The following is a 16,339-nucleotide window of genomic DNA, read 5'->3' on the forward strand; positions in this document are numbered from 1 at the left end:
ATACAAGGATCGCGCCGTCCATTTGAGCAGCACCAGTGATCATGTTTTTAACATAATCGGCGTGACCTGGACAGTCTACGTGTGCGTAGTGACGAATCGGAGAATCGTATTCTACGTGTGAAGTATTAATGGTAATACCACGTGCTTTTTCTTCTGGTGCAGAGTCAATTGCTGCGTAATCTTTCGCTTCACCGCCGTAAGTTTTTGCACAGATTGTTGCAATTGCAGCAGTTAAAGTTGTTTTACCATGGTCGACGTGACCAATTGTACCCACGTTTACGTGTGGCTTATTACGTTCAAACTTAGCCTTAGCCATGATGATCTTCCTCGTTTACGTCGAACACGGTCTTAAACAACTCAGCTTCGACAGGTCGCCTAAAAAACTAAACACCCAATACTTGAAAAGCAGACTAATAAGCCTGCTTTTTAAAAATTTGTGAACTAGTCACTAAACTGTATATCTGGAGCTCTTATCCAGATTTGAACTGGAGACCTCTCCCTTACCAAGGGAGTGCTCTACCACTGAGCTATAAGAGCATAATAAGTACTTCAATATGGAGCGGGAGACGAGGGTCGAACTCGCGACATGCAGCTTGGAAGGCTGCCGCTCTACCAACTGAGCTACTCCCGCACGATGTTGGTACAATCCACTTTTTGAAGTCTTAAAATACTTTCGTAGCGGAGTTACAGTCCGCCCCCTTTGACCGCTCGGGAACCTCACCATTTTACACTTACATCAGTGTCGTTCTTGTTACTTCACTTCTTGAAACTTCCAAGATGGTGCCGGCACACGGATTCGAACTGTGGACCTACTGATTACAAGTCAGTTGCTCTACCAACTGAGCTATGCCGGCGTTTCTTAGTGTTTCGTACGTTTCGTATTGGAACGGTGTGCAGTTTAGCAAAACCCAGAAACCTTGCAAGTGTTTTTTTTAAAAAAAAGCTCAAAAACTCATAAAATTAATCCATTTGATGATAATTCAACCGCTTTGATCACTGCGCGAGCTTTTATCTGGGTTTCATTCCATTCAGATTCAGGATTTGAGTCTACCACCACCCCTGCCCCTGCCTGTACATAGACCTTATTTTCACGAATGACACAGGTTCGAATGGCAATCGACATGTCCATTTCGCCATGCCAGCCTAAATAACCCACCGCACCACCAAATACACCGCGTTTTACCGGCTCGACTTGGTCAATAATTTCCATGGCACGGATTTTTGGTGCACCAGACAGTGTTCCGGCCGGGAAAGTGGCTTTAAACACATCCAAGGCATCGACATCATCGCGAACTTCGCCCTGTACATTCGAGACAATGTGCATCACGTGCGAATAACGCTCGATCACCATTTGATCAGTCACCTGCACTTTGCCAATTTTTGACACCCGTCCGACATCATTTCGACCCAAGTCAATCAGCATTAAATGTTCAGCAATCTCTTTTTCATCAGACAACAGGTCTTTTTCTAAGGCCAGATCTTCTTCTTTGGTCTTGCCACGCGGACGTGTCCCTGCCAGTGGACGAACGGTTGCTATGCCATTTTCCAGACGGGACAGAATTTCAGGAGAAGAGCCGACAATATGAAACGGTTTTTTATTCTCTAAAGTTTGACCTTGAACCAAGAATAAGTATGGCGATGGATTGAGATGACGTAGCGCGCGATAAACCTGTAATGGCTCGCCATCGAAATCGGACACCATACGGTGCCCCGGTACCACCTGCATCACATCGCCTGCACGGATGTATTCTTTTACTGTTTCAATCGACTCAAGATACTTTTCTTTGCCTGTAAGCGATTCAAAATGTGGTGCCGTATGTTTTTTTGCTTGCAGGCTGATCGGTTGAGCGAGCACAGCTTCCAAGTCATCTAATTGTTGTTGTGCCTTGATATAGGCCTCTGGATCATTAACATCTGCATGCACAATCAAGAATAAAGTATCTTTCAAGTTGTCAAACACGATTACTGTTTTAGACAGCATCATCCAGATATCAGGCAATCCGACTGGATCGGCTGCTGGAACATTGGTTAAACGCGGTTCAATATAACGCACCGCATCATAACCAAAGTAACCCACCAAGCCACCGGTAAAGCTCGGCAAGGCTGGCAAGTCTTTTTGCGTTGGCACATGGAACTGGGCTTGAAAATCACGGATATACTGAAATGGATCGCTACAGGCTTGGGTTGCAATGGAACCGTCGGCTTGCTGGATGGTTAAAACACTTTCATTGCATGAAAAAACCGTAGATTCACCCAAACCAATAATGGAATAACGTGCCCAGTTTTCACCACCTTCAACCGATTCAAACAAATAGGCCTGGCTGTGATCCTTAAGACGCGCAAATACTGAAAGTGGTGTTTCGGTATCGGCCAGACGTTGGCGGTAAACTGGAATCAGGTTATAACCGTCAGACTTTAAGCTGTCGAACTGAATTTGAGTGGTCATGAGTATTCTCTATGTTTTCGATATGGGCGGGTTTAAGTTCGTTTTGGTGTGATCTGACTTAGTGTCGCCATCGAAAAACCATACAATTTCTCATTCCAATATCCTTACTTTTAAATTCTTACACGAGTAATTCTGTTAAATCATCGACCACTTGCTGTGGCTGGCAATCCTGAATATCTTCTCCATGATTATAGCCATAGCTAACCACAATACAATCCACTCCTGCACGTCGTGCGGCCTCTACATCATTGCTCGAGTCACCAATCATTAAAGTTTCTGCCGCAGTGACCGCATATTCGTCAACACAAAACAGTAACTGTCGTGGATGCGGTTTACGTTCTTCAAAGCGGTCACCACCAATGACATCGACAAAATATTTGCTTAAGCCCAAAGCTTCCACAATCATGCGCGCAGGTTGTTCTGGCTTGTTGGTCACACAGATCATTCGCTTATTATGACTTAAACCCCAGTCCAAGAAATCCACCACCCCGGTAAAAGGCTGGGTATCTACACAAGGCTCGGCATTATAAATTTCTAAAAAAGTCTCTAATAAATGCTGATGTTGAGCAGGATCAACTTGTCCGGTTAAATACTGCAAAGTGCTATGACAAAAAAGTGAGGTGCCCTTGCCCACCCAGGTCCGAACCTGTTCTTCAGTCACTTTGGGTAATTGCAAAACATTCAGACTCATGTTCATGGCGCGATATAAATCAGATGCGGAATCCACCAGTGTGCCATCCAAGTCAAATAAAATAAGCTCACGACTTGCCAATTTTGCTACAGACATCTTGTTCCTCTCAAAATTTATCTCATCCAACCACAGTAACCCAAATGATTAAGGCATGCGATTGCATGCCTTAATTGTATGTCGAGCACAGCCTTATTTAAAGAATAACCATGCGATGATTGCAAGGATAATCAATGCAATAATGGTCATTAAGCCAACCGATGCATTTTTTTGCTCTTCTTTAACTTGCTCTACACGAGATGCAGGGGTTTCAACCACGGCTGGCTCCTGCTTCTCTGGAACGGCCTTCAGGTCCACACTTTCAGGAATCGGTGCAGGTTTCGGTACAGCCACTTGTTGCGGCATGCCATCACGGCTGACCTGAACATTGCTATCACGCTCTTTAAGCTCAGGCATGCCCTGATCATTCATTTGCTGAGCAACTGTTTTAGATGCTTCTTTAGCTTGTGCTGCTGCCGTTTCAGAAACAGCAACCGCTTCCGAAGGCTGTTCACTCACAGGTGCTGCTTCTGCTACCGTCTCATCCTGATTTAATGCTGCGACTGTTTTTTCAATTTCGGCCGGCAATTCTACTTCTTGCGCTGGTTCCAGTACGGAAAATTTCAGACTGGCAAACTGGACAATATCGCCTTGTTTCAACAAGGTTTCATGTTCAATCTGTAAATCATTTACAAATGTGCCGTTAGATGAGTTTAAATCCTGCACCGACAAGGCCTGGTCTTTTAGCAAGAAAGCCGCATGCTTGCGTGAGATTTCCCCGGCTTGCAATACAATATCTGCGCTCTGATGACGACCGACCACCATATCACGGTCGATGCTAATTTCTTGTCCCGTCAATTCACCGGTAATTGCTTGTATTTTCCAAGTCATGAAATGCACTTCTCTTTGCGATTTTTTTTCATCATATCACGGCAAATCTGCAATTCTTTACATCCTCTGTTAAGAACCTGATCGAATCGTGGTCGTAGTTACGGTATTTTTAGTTCGTTCAACTTCAGACTGTGGAACTGGAACGATTTGTCTTTGCACGACTGGCTCAATCGCCACAGGCGTAGTGACAACAGCAGCATTAGACTGTTTTTGCCCCCCTGATGGCACCGTTTGATAATCCGGTACTTTTGGAGCCGAAGGGGTCACTGGTAGACGTTGCTGATAAATATCATCTACATTTTCCGGTAATTTCGAGAAAGTCCCATCCTGATCCATGGCCAGCTGCAAGCTATATAACTGGCTATAACGCTGTTGAGACAAGCGCTTCACATCTTTAGCATCACCCACAATGGTCGGGTGGATAAAGACCAGTAAATTACGTTTTTCATTGGATTTAACGTCAGATCTAAATAAACGTCCTATCCCTGGAATAGCGCCCAAACCCGGTACAGACTGACGACCATGAATCGAGTTATCCGAAATCAACCCACCTAAAACAATGGTCTGGCCGTGCTCAGCCAAAATTGAGGTTTTAATAGCACGTTTACTGGTGACTAAATCCTGTGCCTGACCTTTGTCTTGCACTGCGGAAACTTCCTGCTCAACTTCCAGACGAACCGAGCCACCTTCACCAATATGTGGCACCACTTTTAAAGTCACACCGACATCTTTACGCTCAACCGTGGTATAGGGATTAATACCGGCTGTAGTGGTGGCGACAGAGCCTGTGACAAAGGGTACGTTTTGACCAACTACAATATAGGCTTCTTCATTATCCATGGTCACAATGGAGGGCGTAGAAAGCAAATTGGATTTTGTTCTACTTTTCAGTGCCTGAATCAGCGCACCATAGAGTCGACGAGATCCATCACTGCCTTCTTTATAATCGCCCAGAATTAAGGAAGTACCTTTTAATCCGGCTGCTGCTGCACCCAAACCGGCAGAACCACCCGTTAAATAACCACCTGCCAGACTGGCCAGACTTGTCCCTGCATTGTCAAAACTAATCAATCCAATGCCACTACTTAAGTCACCTAACGCCCATTGCACACCCAGTTGATCGGCATCATTCCCCTCAACCTCAATAATGGCAGCTTCGATGAGCACCTGTTGACGACGGATATCCAGCTGCTGAATAGCCGATTCAATTTCACGCATCAATTGTGGATCAGCCTTCACCACCAACGCATTCTGGCTGTCATCGGCAATAATACTGACACCATTGCCATTAAAACTGGTGATGCTGTTTTGATTATTACTGTTCGAGCCACCACCCAGGTTAATACTTGGAGTTGAAATGTTAGATGAGCCGCTGGTGGAATTATTCAAATTGCTATTACCCAAATTATTCATCGTGCTATTGCTGTTTGATGATGAACTGTTGGAATTTGATGAACTTGAAACCGCCTGACCAGTCACCAAGCCTTGTAAAATTTCTGCCAGATTTTTCGCACTGGCATATTTTAAACGAAAGACTTTTAAGCCACCCAAACGGTCTGCCGCAGGCACATCCAGCATTTCAATCATTTGACGGATGCGCTTGCGCGTCACCGTATCGCCTTTAAGCACAATCCGGTTGGTACGGGTATCAGCAATGATGCGGATACGCGAACCTTTTAAATCTCTGGCTGCTCCAGTAGAACTCATTGATTCAAGTAAACCAATCATTTCTTCAGCTTGACTCGATTGCAGGGTCACTGCCTCAATATCGTTTTGTCCTGTACCATCTAAATTCCGGATAATGGTTTCAAGCTGATAAATATTATTGGCACGGTCTGAGACAATCAGCGCATTGGTTCCTGCGACTGCGGATAAATGCGCAAACTGCGGCATTAAAGGGCGAATTGCAGGAATCAAGTCATTCGGATTGGTATTTTCAAGCCAGATGACCCGCGTCACGATTTGATCACCCGTAGCCCGCTGCTTGCCATCATAGGGAATGCCCGAGCTTTTGACATTGCTATCCGGCACCAGTTTGATGGTATTGCCCGAAGGAATCGCCACCACGCCATTGACATTTAATACCCCGAGAAACAACTCATAAACTTCAGCTTTATTTAAGGGTTTATTGGAAATGACCGTCACATTGCCACGTACACGCGGGTCTACAGCAAAATTTTTCCCGGTAATGTCTGCCACTTCATTAATAAATGCAGTTAAATCAGCGTCACGTAAATTGATTTTCCATGTCTGAGCATGGCTTGCAGTGCTCACCATAGCAATAAGTGGTGCAGCTGCAAATAAGGTCCAAACTGAACGATGATGATTAAATAAAGCCATAAAATTCCGTGCTTCCTAACCCTATAATGTGACAATGCATCACTTAAAAATTTTGTTGTATGGTCATCACTTGATCACCACGCTTTATTTCCAATTTAACTTGACCTTCGCGTCTCGCCTGTTCCAGCAACTGGGCATCGCTTTGTCCCTGTCCCACAGTCTGTCCATTTAAAGACACAATCCGGTCGCCCGGTTGTAAACCCAGCTTGCTGCGTAATGCTGCCGGCGTTCTTGAAGTGACTTCATAACCCCCACCGGCTGCATTCACCCCCATATCTTTTAAATATTGTTCCCGGTCTTCCTGAATTTTTTGTACGGCTTGCCCCAGAGCGCTACTTTCCTGACTCGGCACTGCCTGATTCGATTGATAATTTGAGTTTGGAGTAGTCACTACCGGCTGGACAATCGCCTGATCCAGCCCATTTTCCATTCTTTTAAACGCTAACTCTCGAGTCGTACCATTGTTTTGGCGCAAGACCACTCGATCCCAATACACTTCGGCCAACTGGTAGGCGGTGGTATTAATACTTTCCCCTACACGGTAACGATCTGCCACATCATTGACTTTGATCACCGCAGAAGAAAATTGACTTGCAGAACCCATCACCACACCTTGCAAGACCAGATTTAAGTTCTCGTCCGCAGCAGCGGTCTTGCCCGCTTCTTGAAACAGGGCAAATGAAGAAATATTGGGAACTTGCGGTTGTTGTGAGCCCAATTCTACCCGCTCTAACTGTATAACTTGAGGTGGAGCCATCAACAACCAAAAAATGCTCGCCAACTTCCAGCATAAATATAAAATTAGCAGTGCCAGTAATATCGGTGCAGCACGGTCTGCCTGCTTCCAGTTTAATTGCTGAATTTTTTCGATCCATTCATTCATTAGAAACCACCTCTAAACAAAGGTTGTCTCGAACTAATGACATAAGTATCCAAACCTGCCTTACCGTTATAGGAAGCAATATTCATCAATAAACGTTGGGTCAATTGCACATCCAGCATCAAGCCTGGATCCAGTTCTAAAGCAATCAGCTTTTGATCACGCTGGTCACGAAGGTCAAACATCAGCTTATTATTTTCATCTGACAGTTTTCCTTTCAATGACGGCATATTCATCCGGTCCTGTCGCTGGGCATAGGTATAAATCAGCTCGCCGCCTGCCCACTGTAATTGACCATCTGCCTGTGAAAAGCCCTGCTCTGTTTTATAGTTAAAATTGATATTCTGTAATTGAATGGCATTTGTAGGCCACTGCCAATCCACTATATTTTTTAAGGTCTCAGGTGCAATTTGTCCATTTAAATCATGAATGATGACTTTCTTGCCCAAGCCATAACCTGCAATAGCATCAAGCTGGGTATGCCCGCTATGGACTTCGATATGCGCGCCTAAACGCAGCAAAAACAGATCCAATGGCCGTGTTTTCCAACTCAACGACCCTCTTAGGTTGCCTTTATGCCAATCTGCTTGCCCCTGCCAAATATTGCCGCTTACATTTTGCAAGACCTGGTTATTTTTATAAAATTTTGAAATGAGCCAAGCCGCTGGAATTTGGAGTAAGACGAAAATAAAAAAAACGATGATGGCAAAGATCCACCACGTGATGTATTTGGGTTTCTTTATCATCCCACCACGACCAACATATCTATTATTCTTCCCTGAGCCACGATATTATCTTTCTATAGACATTATGCACACTTTTTCCACAACGCCAATTCAAAGATATAAAAAAACCAAGCATATATGCTTGGTTTTTTAGTCTCATCTAAATAGATGACCATCTCATGAATTTTAAAATCAGATCAGGAAGTCTTCCAGTTTCGCACCGCTTTCAAGTTCAGCAACCAACCAGCGTGGTTGTTTACCGCGACCCGTCCAGGTATCAGAGGGATTCTGTTTACTACGGTAACGTGGCTCTACAGATTTACGTGTGCTTTTTTTACGTTTGGTTGCGCCAAATTCCAAAATTTGTTCAATCGACAAACCTACATTATCTGCAATATCGACAATTTGCTGATAAGCGTCTTCAACCGCTTGATCTTTTTTAGAAGCAATTAATGCTTCTGCTTCAACTTGCAAACGTTTTAACTCTTCAACAGATAAATTACTAATATCCGGCATCATAATAACTCCTAAACAGATTTTAATTTTATTTATTCAAACTCGATCATAATATTTTTATTATCTAAAACATTCAATATAAATTTTTAAATAACCACAATCTTTAAAACAGATTGTACATTTCTTTAATAGTTATAGAGTAACTGCTTTAAATATTTTTAAATCAAATGATTTACGTTTAATTCAATTTCAGTGATTTTTTGACGAATAATTTCAGGAATTTCAGTTTTAAGCATTGAGTCTTTATTTACACAAACGATGACTGCTTCACCCAATGCAACCACAGTTTGTTGTGCTTCACTGTATAATAAATAACTCATACGAAATGCACTATTGCGAAGTTCCTCAACCCGCACTCCAATTTTGAGCTGGTCGGGATAAAATACCGGACGGATATATTTGCACTGATTTGACGCAACCACTGTATAAACATCTTGTTGAAAAATATTCAGCTCATCCATATAACGAATGCGGGCGCTTTCGATATAACGATAATACATCACGTTATTTACATGCCCAAAAGCATCCATATCTCCCCAGGCGACTGGCTGCTCATGAATAACCGGATAATCTGACAGGGTTAACATTTATTTAGTCTCATATTTTTATTTCAACAAAATTCGCATTATTTTCAAATATTAAATTTAACTGTTTAATTAAATCATCCTGACCTTTCAAAGTTGATTTAATTCTTAAATAATTCATCATCACATTATCTGGATATAATTTAAGCAATTGCTCAGCTTCAGCATAACGTGCAGTTGCCTCATATATATGCCATTTAGCAAAGCTAAACACCGGCAAAGAAGGATATTTATTTTCCCAATAATTAATTCGTTGCTCAACCCCTGCATAATCCGGATTTTGCTTCAACAATTGCTGCTGGAACCATAAATAAAAAACGTCTTGATTAAATCGCTCATCCAACAAATGTAATGCCAAGTCTTCATGCGACTGACTCATTTCAGGCATTCGAGATAATACCTTAAGCCACAAAATTTTTATCTCATAATCTCGGTTATAAATTTGACCTTGCAAGTCTAAATAACGTTGTTGTAAATTTTGTAAATCCTCAACATTCGCCTGATCAAAATTAAGCAATAACTGTTGTAACCATTCCTGTTTGGTTTCGGTTCCCAAATGACCATATTTAGTTGAACGCAAATACATCCATGGAAATTGCAGGGCAAACTTTCCCCATAATGCGGTTAAACGCAAATCATAGGCAGTTTTTACATCGCTTAACCACGGCGAAAGTTCATGCTGATTTAAAAACTCAAGATGGGTTAAAGCTTGTTCTCCATCATTTTGAGCCAGATAAATTTCAATTCGTTGTATTTCAGCCAATTCAAATGCCATGGTATTGCTTTGATTTAATATGGCGAGTGCTTGTGGATATTGCTGCTGCATCCAATATAATCGTGAACCAATAATGCCTTTTAATAAACCGGATTTGGAAAATACCCCTTGAATAAATTCATGCTGGTCTTGAGCTGCTTCTAACAGCCACACCACAGCCAATTGTTCATAGGGATGTAAATTTTTAAAATTAAAAACAGTTTCTAGCTTGCGTTGTTCTCTTGTTAAATAGCGCTTAATTACCAACCAGAGCAGTTGAATGATTAAGCTTAAGCAAGCCAGGAAAATAAAAATCACCCAGATATTGGTTTGAATTTGCCATTCACGCCAATATAAATAAACATAACCCGCGCCATAACCGTAACTTAAAATACTCAGTCCAGCGATAACAATTAAGCTGATAAAAGCATAGGCAAGTAAAACCTGTTTCATTGATCCATCACCCCAATAATGCACGCGTATTTAAACTTGGCGTAGGAACAACAGTAAATCCTTTTATTTTTTGGATATTCTGAATCAGCTGGCGTGATTTCTCATCCGGTATTTGATTTAACAATTGGATAATTTCAGTCAGCGATTCTTGATATTCTAAATATTGTCCTTGCTGTAGAGCCTGATGCGCCAACAATAATCGGAGCTGCGCCTCTTTTAAAATCAATGGACGTTGCATTAAAGCAATAGCAGGTTGTTTTGCAGGTTCAACAACTAGCCAGCGCTGCCAGAAATATTTATTTTGTGCTTGGCCTGAACTTAATTGCGGCGTATTTATTTCCTGGGTTAAGGCTTGGTCTAGCTGGTGTATCAATCCATCTACTTTGGTCTGCTGTGCAGCTCTGGCACTTGCAAACTGTTGGATCATTTGCTGATCTTTTTCAATCACCTGATGCAAACTCTGCTTCAGTGAGGGTGCTAAAGCATATTGCTCCAGGCTTCGGTCTAAATAGATTAATTTATCTAAGGCTTCATTCAATTTTTGCTGCTTCAGCATAAATTCAATCAAATCCAGCTGCTGTTTAATCACCACAATGGGATCAATAGTTGATGCTTCGAGGGTTTTTAAATCATGCTCTGCTTGAGCACCCTGCGCTACTGTCCCGTCGTCAACATTTACATGACGCTGCAAGGCCACAAGCTGGTCATTTAAATTTGCATTGCTCTGTTCAATACGATGCAGACTGCTGCTTAATTCTGTTTGTTGTGCAGAGATATTAAATACGTCATAACTTAATTTTATAATCCAGAGCAAACTTAAAATGAGTAATAAGATGAGAATTTTCTTCATGTGTTCCCTTGCACAACAACAATCTGCTGCAAAATTGAATCTGTCTTTAAATCAGGTAATCGCGTGACATTAAAACATGCGAATTGATTTTTCTTATAATCTGAAACAACTTGATACAAGCGTTCACCCAAAACAAAGTAATGTCCTTTTGCAATAATCGCATTTTGACCTTGCATCAGCTTAATCCAGTTTAGCCAACTCGCTTCACTGCTCACCACCATAGCATACTGTTGTTGTTGTTCTAATAAAGGCAATATATTGGAAAGATTCTGCTGAGTGAGTAAAGGGCAACGGCGTTCATATAAAATAAAATTTAAAATATGCATGCCTTGCTGTTTTAACTGATCCATCATAAATGGACGCCCACCTTCACCCCGCCAAAAAGCAATGTAGGTTCCAGCATTCATGCTTTTAAGCATTGGAAGTTGCAACATTCCTTCCGATGTTTCAACCAAAGGAACTTCAGCAGCAATGCCATAAGTCGCTAAGGCTTGCGCCGTGGTTTCACCTACCGCAATCCACTGGATCTGCTGAAGTTCATCAAGGCTAATCTCTGCTTGTCGTAAATAATCCATCCCCACCTGAACAGCAGTTGGACTGACCACCACAATTACCTGCGCAGCCAGCAATTGCTGATACAACTCAAATAATGCCGCCGACCAAGGTCGAGCCACCAATTCCAGTAAAGGCAAATCCAAAACAGGCACCTGAGCCATACGCAAGGCATGACTCAGTTTTTCTGCACGATCCTGAGGACGGGTATTAATAAACAGCATATTAGTAAAGCGCTTTAAGCAAATCACCTGCACCTTGTTCCAGCAATTTCTGCGCGAGACTCACCCCTAATTGCTCAGCCTGTTCTGGAGCACCGCTGAGTTGAACTTTCAATAGCGTTACCCCATCTACACTTCCCACACGACCCTCTATATGAATTTGCCCCTGATTTAAAGTGGCATAGCCTGCGATTGGCACTTGGCAACCGCCCTCCAAATAGGCATTGAAAGCACGCTCTGCACGAACACACACATCGGTTTCAGCATGTAAAAGCGGTAAAATTAAATCGAGTACATCCTGATCTGTGGCACGACATTCCAAGCCAAGTGCGCCTTGTCCAACTGCAGGTAAACTGATTTCAGGTTGCAGGGTATGACGGATACGTTCAGCCAATCCTAAGCGTTTTAAACCCGCACTTGCCAAAATAATCGCATCGTACAAACCAGAATCCAGTTTAGATAAGCGCGTCCCCACATTGCCGCGCAAATCGATAATGTTTAAATCAGGACGTTGTTTTAAAATCTGGGTTTTACGGCGCAGACTTGAAGTGCCTACTTTGGCACCCTGCGGTAATTCATCAAAACTGTTATAGGTATTGGATACAAAAGCATCCAGAGGATCTTCACGTTCACAAATCACCGCCAGGCTCAACCCCTCAGGCAGCGCCATAGGAACATCTTTCATGGAGTGAACGGCCAAGTCTGCACGGCCATCCAGCAAGGCTGCTTCTAGCTCTTTAACAAATAAACCTTTGCCGCCAATTTTTGCCAAAGGGGTATCTAAAATTTTGTCACCTTGAGTCACGAAGGTCACCAACTCAACTTTAAGATCAGCATGCAATGCCTCTAAACGGGCACGAATATGTTCAGCCTGCCACAATGCAAGCGGGCTTTGTCGAGTTGCAATCTTCAAAATCTTCATAAATTTTAGAAACAGTCAATTAAGTGCGTTATTCTAAACTTAACGCGCTGACTTGAAAATGCAAGTGAATTTGCACAGTTGTTGTCACCAAAATCATGAAAAGAGAATTACATTTTTTGTATTCGTTCTCTCAAATTGGGTAAATGACGTCGGCTGACGGCCAGACGTTCCTCCAATTCACGGCAACGCACCTGGTACTGCCCCGAACTAATCACTTCTAGTCCATCCAGAAAATGTACTGAAACCAAGGCATTGCGATGAATCCGAACAAATTGGTCGCCAAATTCATTTTCCAGGTCTTTTAAGGTTTCATCAATCAGCACACTGCCATTTTTATGGCGTACCGTGACATATTTTTGATCTGCTAAAAAATAATAAATATTTTCCACAGGAACCAGTTCTACCCCACGGTAGGTTTTTGCCACAATTTGGTGGCGTTTTATATTGAGTTCGTTCATATCTTCTTTTTGTTTTAAAGTGCTCATTTGTGCTTGAGTCAGTTTGGTTAAATGATCTAAAACCTGTTGTAATTCTTGCTGCATGACCGGTTTTAATAGATAGCCTTCTGCATGTGATTTAAATGCATCTAGCGCATGTTCATCATAAGCAGTACAAAAAATAATGGCGGGCATGGGCTCTAACTGGCGCAAGTGCTGTGCACAGCTCAAACCATCCATTTCCGGCATTTGAATATCTAAAAGCACCACGTCTGGCTCATAAAACTGAACCATGTCAATTGCCTGCTGACCATGAGTCGCGGTGGCAACCACTTGATGCCCCAGTTGGGTGACTAAACGTGATAATCGCTCTACTGCGAGAGGTTCATCATCACAAATCAGGATCTCCATTCTTCCTCCTTTCACAGTCAACATCATTTTTTTTATAGGTTAACTCTGATTTTTTTATTTATATCGATATTGCACAACTGTGGTAAATATTCCCTTTCCCGCGTATGTCTGAAAGATCACAGTCCGTCCATAATAAGCTTCTAGACGCTGCTTCACATTCTCAACTGCAATACCATTTCCTTGTCGTAAATTTATTTTATCCTGTGTATAAGGGTTAGTAATAACTATATTTACTTGATTTTGCAATACTTCAATCAATATGCTTATCGTACTTTTTGTTAAAAATTTTTCAACACCATGAAAAATACTATTTTCCACCAAAGGTTGTAAAGTTAATAACGGAATTTGTACCTGAGAAAAGAGAACCTCATCATCATATTTCCACTCTACGCGTAAACGGTCACCCAACCGCATCTGCTCGATGGCCAAATAATGCTGACACAGTTCAATTTCATCTTTTAAGCGCACCAGTTTAAGTTCTTTAAAACTTGCACGAAATAGTCGTGATAAATTCAGTAACATTTGTTCTGCTTTATCTGGATCAATGGTAATTAAACTGATCACCGTATTTAAACTGTTAAACAGAAAATGTGGATGAATTCGTGCCTGCATGGCTTGAATACGTGCATGCAATTCACTGTTCTGCTGGCGCGCCCATTGTTCGCGCAAATACAGATAGCGAAAACAGAAGGTTCCAATCAGCACACCATAGCTGAGATGTAACATCATTCCATCCAGTAAAACATCGCGGCTTAAACCGTGGATTTGAAAATTCTGTCCAAAATAAATCACACCATTCAGTACCACGGTGGTCACTAAAACGATCATCTGCAACAGAATAAAGCCGACAACCAAAGCCTGCCCGAAATTTAAAGGCTGAATTTTTTTCTGAAACAGCTCGACCAATGCAACAAAAGCCAGCAAAACCCAGTTAATGAATAACATATACTGCAATAAACGTTCTACACTTAAAGCCGTCCATGATTGCGCTTCTGCTAACGCCAAAATCATCGCCAAAATATTACTGGCAATAAATAGTTCGATTAAATGTTGCCAACGCCCTATTTTCGTAAAAAAATAAGCGTATGTTTTATTTCCCTGCGTATCAGCAAAAGTTTGGTCGTCTTGTCCTTCGGCAAGTGAACCTGAATTTGTTATACTGTTTTTAGTTCTAATGCTTTTTATCTTATTGAGCCGACATGACCACATCTTCTAATTCCTCAAATCCGTCACAAACCCAAACTTCGGGTATGTGGGGCGGTCGTTTCTCTGAAGCTACTGACGCTTTTGTTGCTGAATTTACAGCATCTGTACAATTTGACCAACGCTTTTATAAACAAGATATTGCAGGCTCTATTGCACATGCAACCATGCTGGCAAAAGTTGGCGTACTCACCGAGCAAGAACGTGACGATATCATCACTGGCTTAACCGCCATTCAAGCGGACATTGAAGCGGGTAATTTTGAATGGCGTGTTGACCTAGAAGATGTACACATGAATATTGAGTCTCGTCTGACTCAACGTATTGGCATCACAGGTAAAAAACTGCATACCGGTCGTAGCCGTAACGACCAGGTTGCAACCGATATTCGTTTATATGTACGCGACGAAATTGATGCGATCTTAAAATTACTGGAAAAATTACAAAAAGGGATTTTGGGCTTGGCTGCTAAAAACACCCAAACCATTATGCCGGGCTTCACTCACTTACAAACGGCTCAACCAGTGACTTTCGGCCACCATTTAATGGCATGGTTTGAAATGTTGGTGCGTGACTCTGAGCGTTTAATTGACTGCCGTAAACGTGTGAATCGTTTACCTTTAGGTTCTGCTGCTCTGGCAGGTACAACATACCCAATTGAGCGTGAATACACAGCCCAGCTTTTAGGTTTTGAAGCAGTGTGTGAAAACTCGTTAGATGCAGTTTCTGACCGCGATTTCGGTATTGAGTTCAATGCTGCTGCATCACTCATCATGATGCATTTATCACGCATGTCTGAAGAGATGATTCTTTGGACGTCTGCGCAGTTCAAGTTTGTGAACATTCCTGACCGTTTCTGCACAGGCTCTTCAATTATGCCGCAGAAGAAAAACCCGGATGTTCCTGAATTGATTCGGGGTAAAACCGGTCGTGTTTATGGTGACTTAATGAGTCTATTAACGCTCATGAAAGGTCAGCCTTTGGCATATAACAAAGACAACCAGGAAGACAAAGAACCGTTATTCGATGCGATTGATACCGTTCGTGGTTCATTGATGGCATTTGCTGACATGATTCCTGCACTGGTTCCAAATATCGAAATCATGCGTGAAGCAGCGCTTCGTGGCTTCTCAACTGCAACTGACCTTGCAGATTACCTGGTTAAAAATGGCGTTGCTTTCCGTGATGCACATGAAATTGTGGGTAAAGCGGTTGCACTTGGTGTTCAAGAATCGAAAGATTTGTCTGAACTGACACTTGAACAGCTTCAACAGTTCTCTGATTTGATTCAAGCAGACGTGTTCGAAAAAGCATTGACACTTGAAGCATCAGTGAATGCCCGTAACCACATTGGTGGTACTGCCCCGGCTCAAGTTGAAGCTGCAATTGCTCGTGCCTATACACGCTTAGAAAAACTTTACGCTTAA

The 16,339-nt window shown here is 42.3% G+C and carries 16 protein-coding genes and 3 tRNA genes; 1 reads left to right on the forward strand and 18 read right to left on the reverse strand.

All coding sequences use genetic code 11. The features are described 5' to 3' along the window. From ACU0NF_RS09920 to ACU0NF_RS10005, 18 genes are all read right to left on the reverse strand, one after another. Nucleotides 1-316: GTP-binding protein (locus ACU0NF_RS09920; protein WP_445661015.1), on the reverse strand; the 316-nt coding region annotated here is incomplete at its 3' end. Between the two features lie 146 nt (nucleotides 317-462). After that, nucleotides 463-537, reverse strand: a tRNA-Thr gene (locus ACU0NF_RS09925). A gap of 18 nt (nucleotides 538-555) precedes the next feature. After that, nucleotides 556-631: transfer RNA gene (locus tag ACU0NF_RS09930), tRNA-Gly, on the reverse strand. A gap of 147 nt (nucleotides 632-778) precedes the next feature. Then, nucleotides 779-854 (reverse strand) — tRNA-Thr (locus tag ACU0NF_RS09935). 98 nt (nucleotides 855-952) lie between these two features. Then, nucleotides 953-2,446, reverse strand: coding sequence for an anthranilate synthase component I (gene trpE, locus ACU0NF_RS09940; protein ID WP_445661016.1), 1,494 nt, complete (start codon nucleotides 2,444-2,446; stop codon nucleotides 953-955). 118 nt (nucleotides 2,447-2,564) lie between these two features. Next, a complete protein-coding gene (locus ACU0NF_RS09945; RefSeq protein WP_445661017.1) occupies nucleotides 2,565-3,233 on the reverse strand; it encodes a phosphoglycolate phosphatase in 669 nt (222 codons plus the stop codon). Between the two features lie 93 nt (nucleotides 3,234-3,326). Then, nucleotides 3,327-4,064, reverse strand: a complete 738-nt coding sequence (locus ACU0NF_RS09950; protein ID WP_445661018.1) for an FHA domain-containing protein — start codon at nucleotides 4,062-4,064, stop codon at nucleotides 3,327-3,329. Between the two features lie 69 nt (nucleotides 4,065-4,133). Continuing rightward, nucleotides 4,134-6,404, reverse strand: a complete 2,271-nt coding sequence (gene gspD / locus ACU0NF_RS09955) for a type II secretion system secretin GspD (protein ID WP_445661019.1) — start codon at nucleotides 6,402-6,404, stop codon at nucleotides 4,134-4,136. Between the two features lie 43 nt (nucleotides 6,405-6,447). Continuing rightward, complete coding sequence (locus ACU0NF_RS09960; RefSeq protein WP_445661020.1) at nucleotides 6,448-7,287, reverse strand: type II secretion system protein N; 840 nt, start codon at nucleotides 7,285-7,287, stop codon at nucleotides 6,448-6,450. Then, nucleotides 7,287-8,030, reverse strand: coding sequence for a type II secretion system protein N (gspN, locus tag ACU0NF_RS09965; RefSeq protein ID WP_445661021.1), 744 nt, complete (start codon nucleotides 8,028-8,030; stop codon nucleotides 7,287-7,289). The genes ACU0NF_RS09960 and gspN overlap by 1 nt, the downstream gene beginning before the upstream one ends. Before the next feature lie 171 nt (nucleotides 8,031-8,201). After that, complete coding sequence (locus ACU0NF_RS09970; RefSeq protein ID WP_445661022.1) at nucleotides 8,202-8,528, reverse strand: H-NS histone family protein; 327 nt, start codon at nucleotides 8,526-8,528, stop codon at nucleotides 8,202-8,204. Between the two features lie 155 nt (nucleotides 8,529-8,683). Then, nucleotides 8,684-9,112: an acyl-CoA thioesterase gene (locus ACU0NF_RS09975; RefSeq protein WP_445661023.1), complete on the reverse strand. Its 429-nt coding sequence runs from the start codon at nucleotides 9,110-9,112 to the stop codon at nucleotides 8,684-8,686. A gap of 10 nt (nucleotides 9,113-9,122) precedes the next feature. Then, the gene (locus ACU0NF_RS09980) at nucleotides 9,123-10,316 is read right to left on the reverse strand and encodes a heme biosynthesis protein HemY (RefSeq protein ID WP_445661024.1); all 1,194 of its coding nucleotides are present in this window, start codon (nucleotides 10,314-10,316) and stop codon (nucleotides 9,123-9,125) included. A 7-nt stretch (nucleotides 10,317-10,323) separates the two neighbouring features. Beyond that, nucleotides 10,324-11,166, reverse strand: a complete 843-nt coding sequence (locus tag ACU0NF_RS09985; protein WP_445661025.1) for a hypothetical protein — start codon at nucleotides 11,164-11,166, stop codon at nucleotides 10,324-10,326. Further along, nucleotides 11,163-11,942: a uroporphyrinogen-III synthase gene (locus ACU0NF_RS09990; RefSeq protein ID WP_445661026.1), complete on the reverse strand. Its 780-nt coding sequence runs from the start codon at nucleotides 11,940-11,942 to the stop codon at nucleotides 11,163-11,165. Before ACU0NF_RS09990 ends, ACU0NF_RS09985 begins: the two co-directional genes overlap by 4 nt. Before the next feature lies 1 nt (nucleotide 11,943). Further along, nucleotides 11,944-12,861 (reverse strand): hydroxymethylbilane synthase, encoded by a 918-nt coding sequence (gene hemC / locus ACU0NF_RS09995; protein ID WP_445661027.1) that lies wholly within the window; start codon nucleotides 12,859-12,861, stop codon nucleotides 11,944-11,946. A gap of 107 nt (nucleotides 12,862-12,968) precedes the next feature. Then, a complete protein-coding gene (locus tag ACU0NF_RS10000) occupies nucleotides 12,969-13,709 on the reverse strand; it encodes a LytR/AlgR family response regulator transcription factor (protein WP_131383154.1) in 741 nt (246 codons plus the stop codon). Nucleotides 13,710-13,763: 54 nt separating this feature from the next. After that, on the reverse strand, nucleotides 13,764-14,918 hold the full coding sequence (locus tag ACU0NF_RS10005) for a sensor histidine kinase (RefSeq protein ID WP_445661028.1): 1,155 nt from the start codon (nucleotides 14,916-14,918) through the stop codon (nucleotides 13,764-13,766). On the opposite strand from ACU0NF_RS10005, the gene argH reads away from it, so the two are divergent. Continuing rightward, the gene (gene argH, locus ACU0NF_RS10010) at nucleotides 14,909-16,339 is read left to right on the forward strand and encodes an argininosuccinate lyase (protein WP_445661029.1); all 1,431 of its coding nucleotides are present in this window, start codon (nucleotides 14,909-14,911) and stop codon (nucleotides 16,337-16,339) included. The genes ACU0NF_RS10005 and argH overlap by 10 nt on opposite strands.

The organism is Acinetobacter sp. F16 (genome assembly GCF_052712855.1).

Coding starts and splice junctions, on each gene's coding strand:
- argH (WP_445661029.1), top strand. CDS start 14,909: ATGACCACATCTTCTAATTCCTCAAATCCGTCACAAACCCAAACTTCG.
- trpE (WP_445661016.1), bottom strand. CDS start 2,446: ATGACCACTCAAATTCAGTTCGACAGCTTAAAGTCTGACGGTTATAAC.
- gspD (WP_445661019.1), bottom strand. CDS start 6,404: ATGGCTTTATTTAATCATCATCGTTCAGTTTGGACCTTATTTGCAGCT.
- ACU0NF_RS10005 (WP_445661028.1), bottom strand. CDS start 14,918: ATGTGGTCATGTCGGCTCAATAAGATAAAAAGCATTAGAACTAAAAAC.
- ACU0NF_RS09960 (WP_445661020.1), bottom strand. CDS start 7,287: ATGAATGAATGGATCGAAAAAATTCAGCAATTAAACTGGAAGCAGGCA.
- ACU0NF_RS09980 (WP_445661024.1), bottom strand. CDS start 10,316: ATGAAACAGGTTTTACTTGCCTATGCTTTTATCAGCTTAATTGTTATC.
- ACU0NF_RS09945 (WP_445661017.1), bottom strand. CDS start 3,233: ATGTCTGTAGCAAAATTGGCAAGTCGTGAGCTTATTTTATTTGACTTG.
- ACU0NF_RS09975 (WP_445661023.1), bottom strand. CDS start 9,112: ATGTTAACCCTGTCAGATTATCCGGTTATTCATGAGCAGCCAGTCGCC.
- ACU0NF_RS09950 (WP_445661018.1), bottom strand. CDS start 4,064: ATGACTTGGAAAATACAAGCAATTACCGGTGAATTGACGGGACAAGAA.
- ACU0NF_RS09970 (WP_445661022.1), bottom strand. CDS start 8,528: ATGATGCCGGATATTAGTAATTTATCTGTTGAAGAGTTAAAACGTTTG.
- gspN (WP_445661021.1), bottom strand. CDS start 8,030: ATGATAAAGAAACCCAAATACATCACGTGGTGGATCTTTGCCATCATC.
- ACU0NF_RS10000 (WP_131383154.1), bottom strand. CDS start 13,709: ATGGAGATCCTGATTTGTGATGATGAACCTCTCGCAGTAGAGCGATTA.
- ACU0NF_RS09990 (WP_445661026.1), bottom strand. CDS start 11,942: ATGCTGTTTATTAATACCCGTCCTCAGGATCGTGCAGAAAAACTGAGT.
- hemC (WP_445661027.1), bottom strand. CDS start 12,861: ATGAAGATTTTGAAGATTGCAACTCGACAAAGCCCGCTTGCATTGTGG.
- ACU0NF_RS09985 (WP_445661025.1), bottom strand. CDS start 11,166: ATGAAGAAAATTCTCATCTTATTACTCATTTTAAGTTTGCTCTGGATT.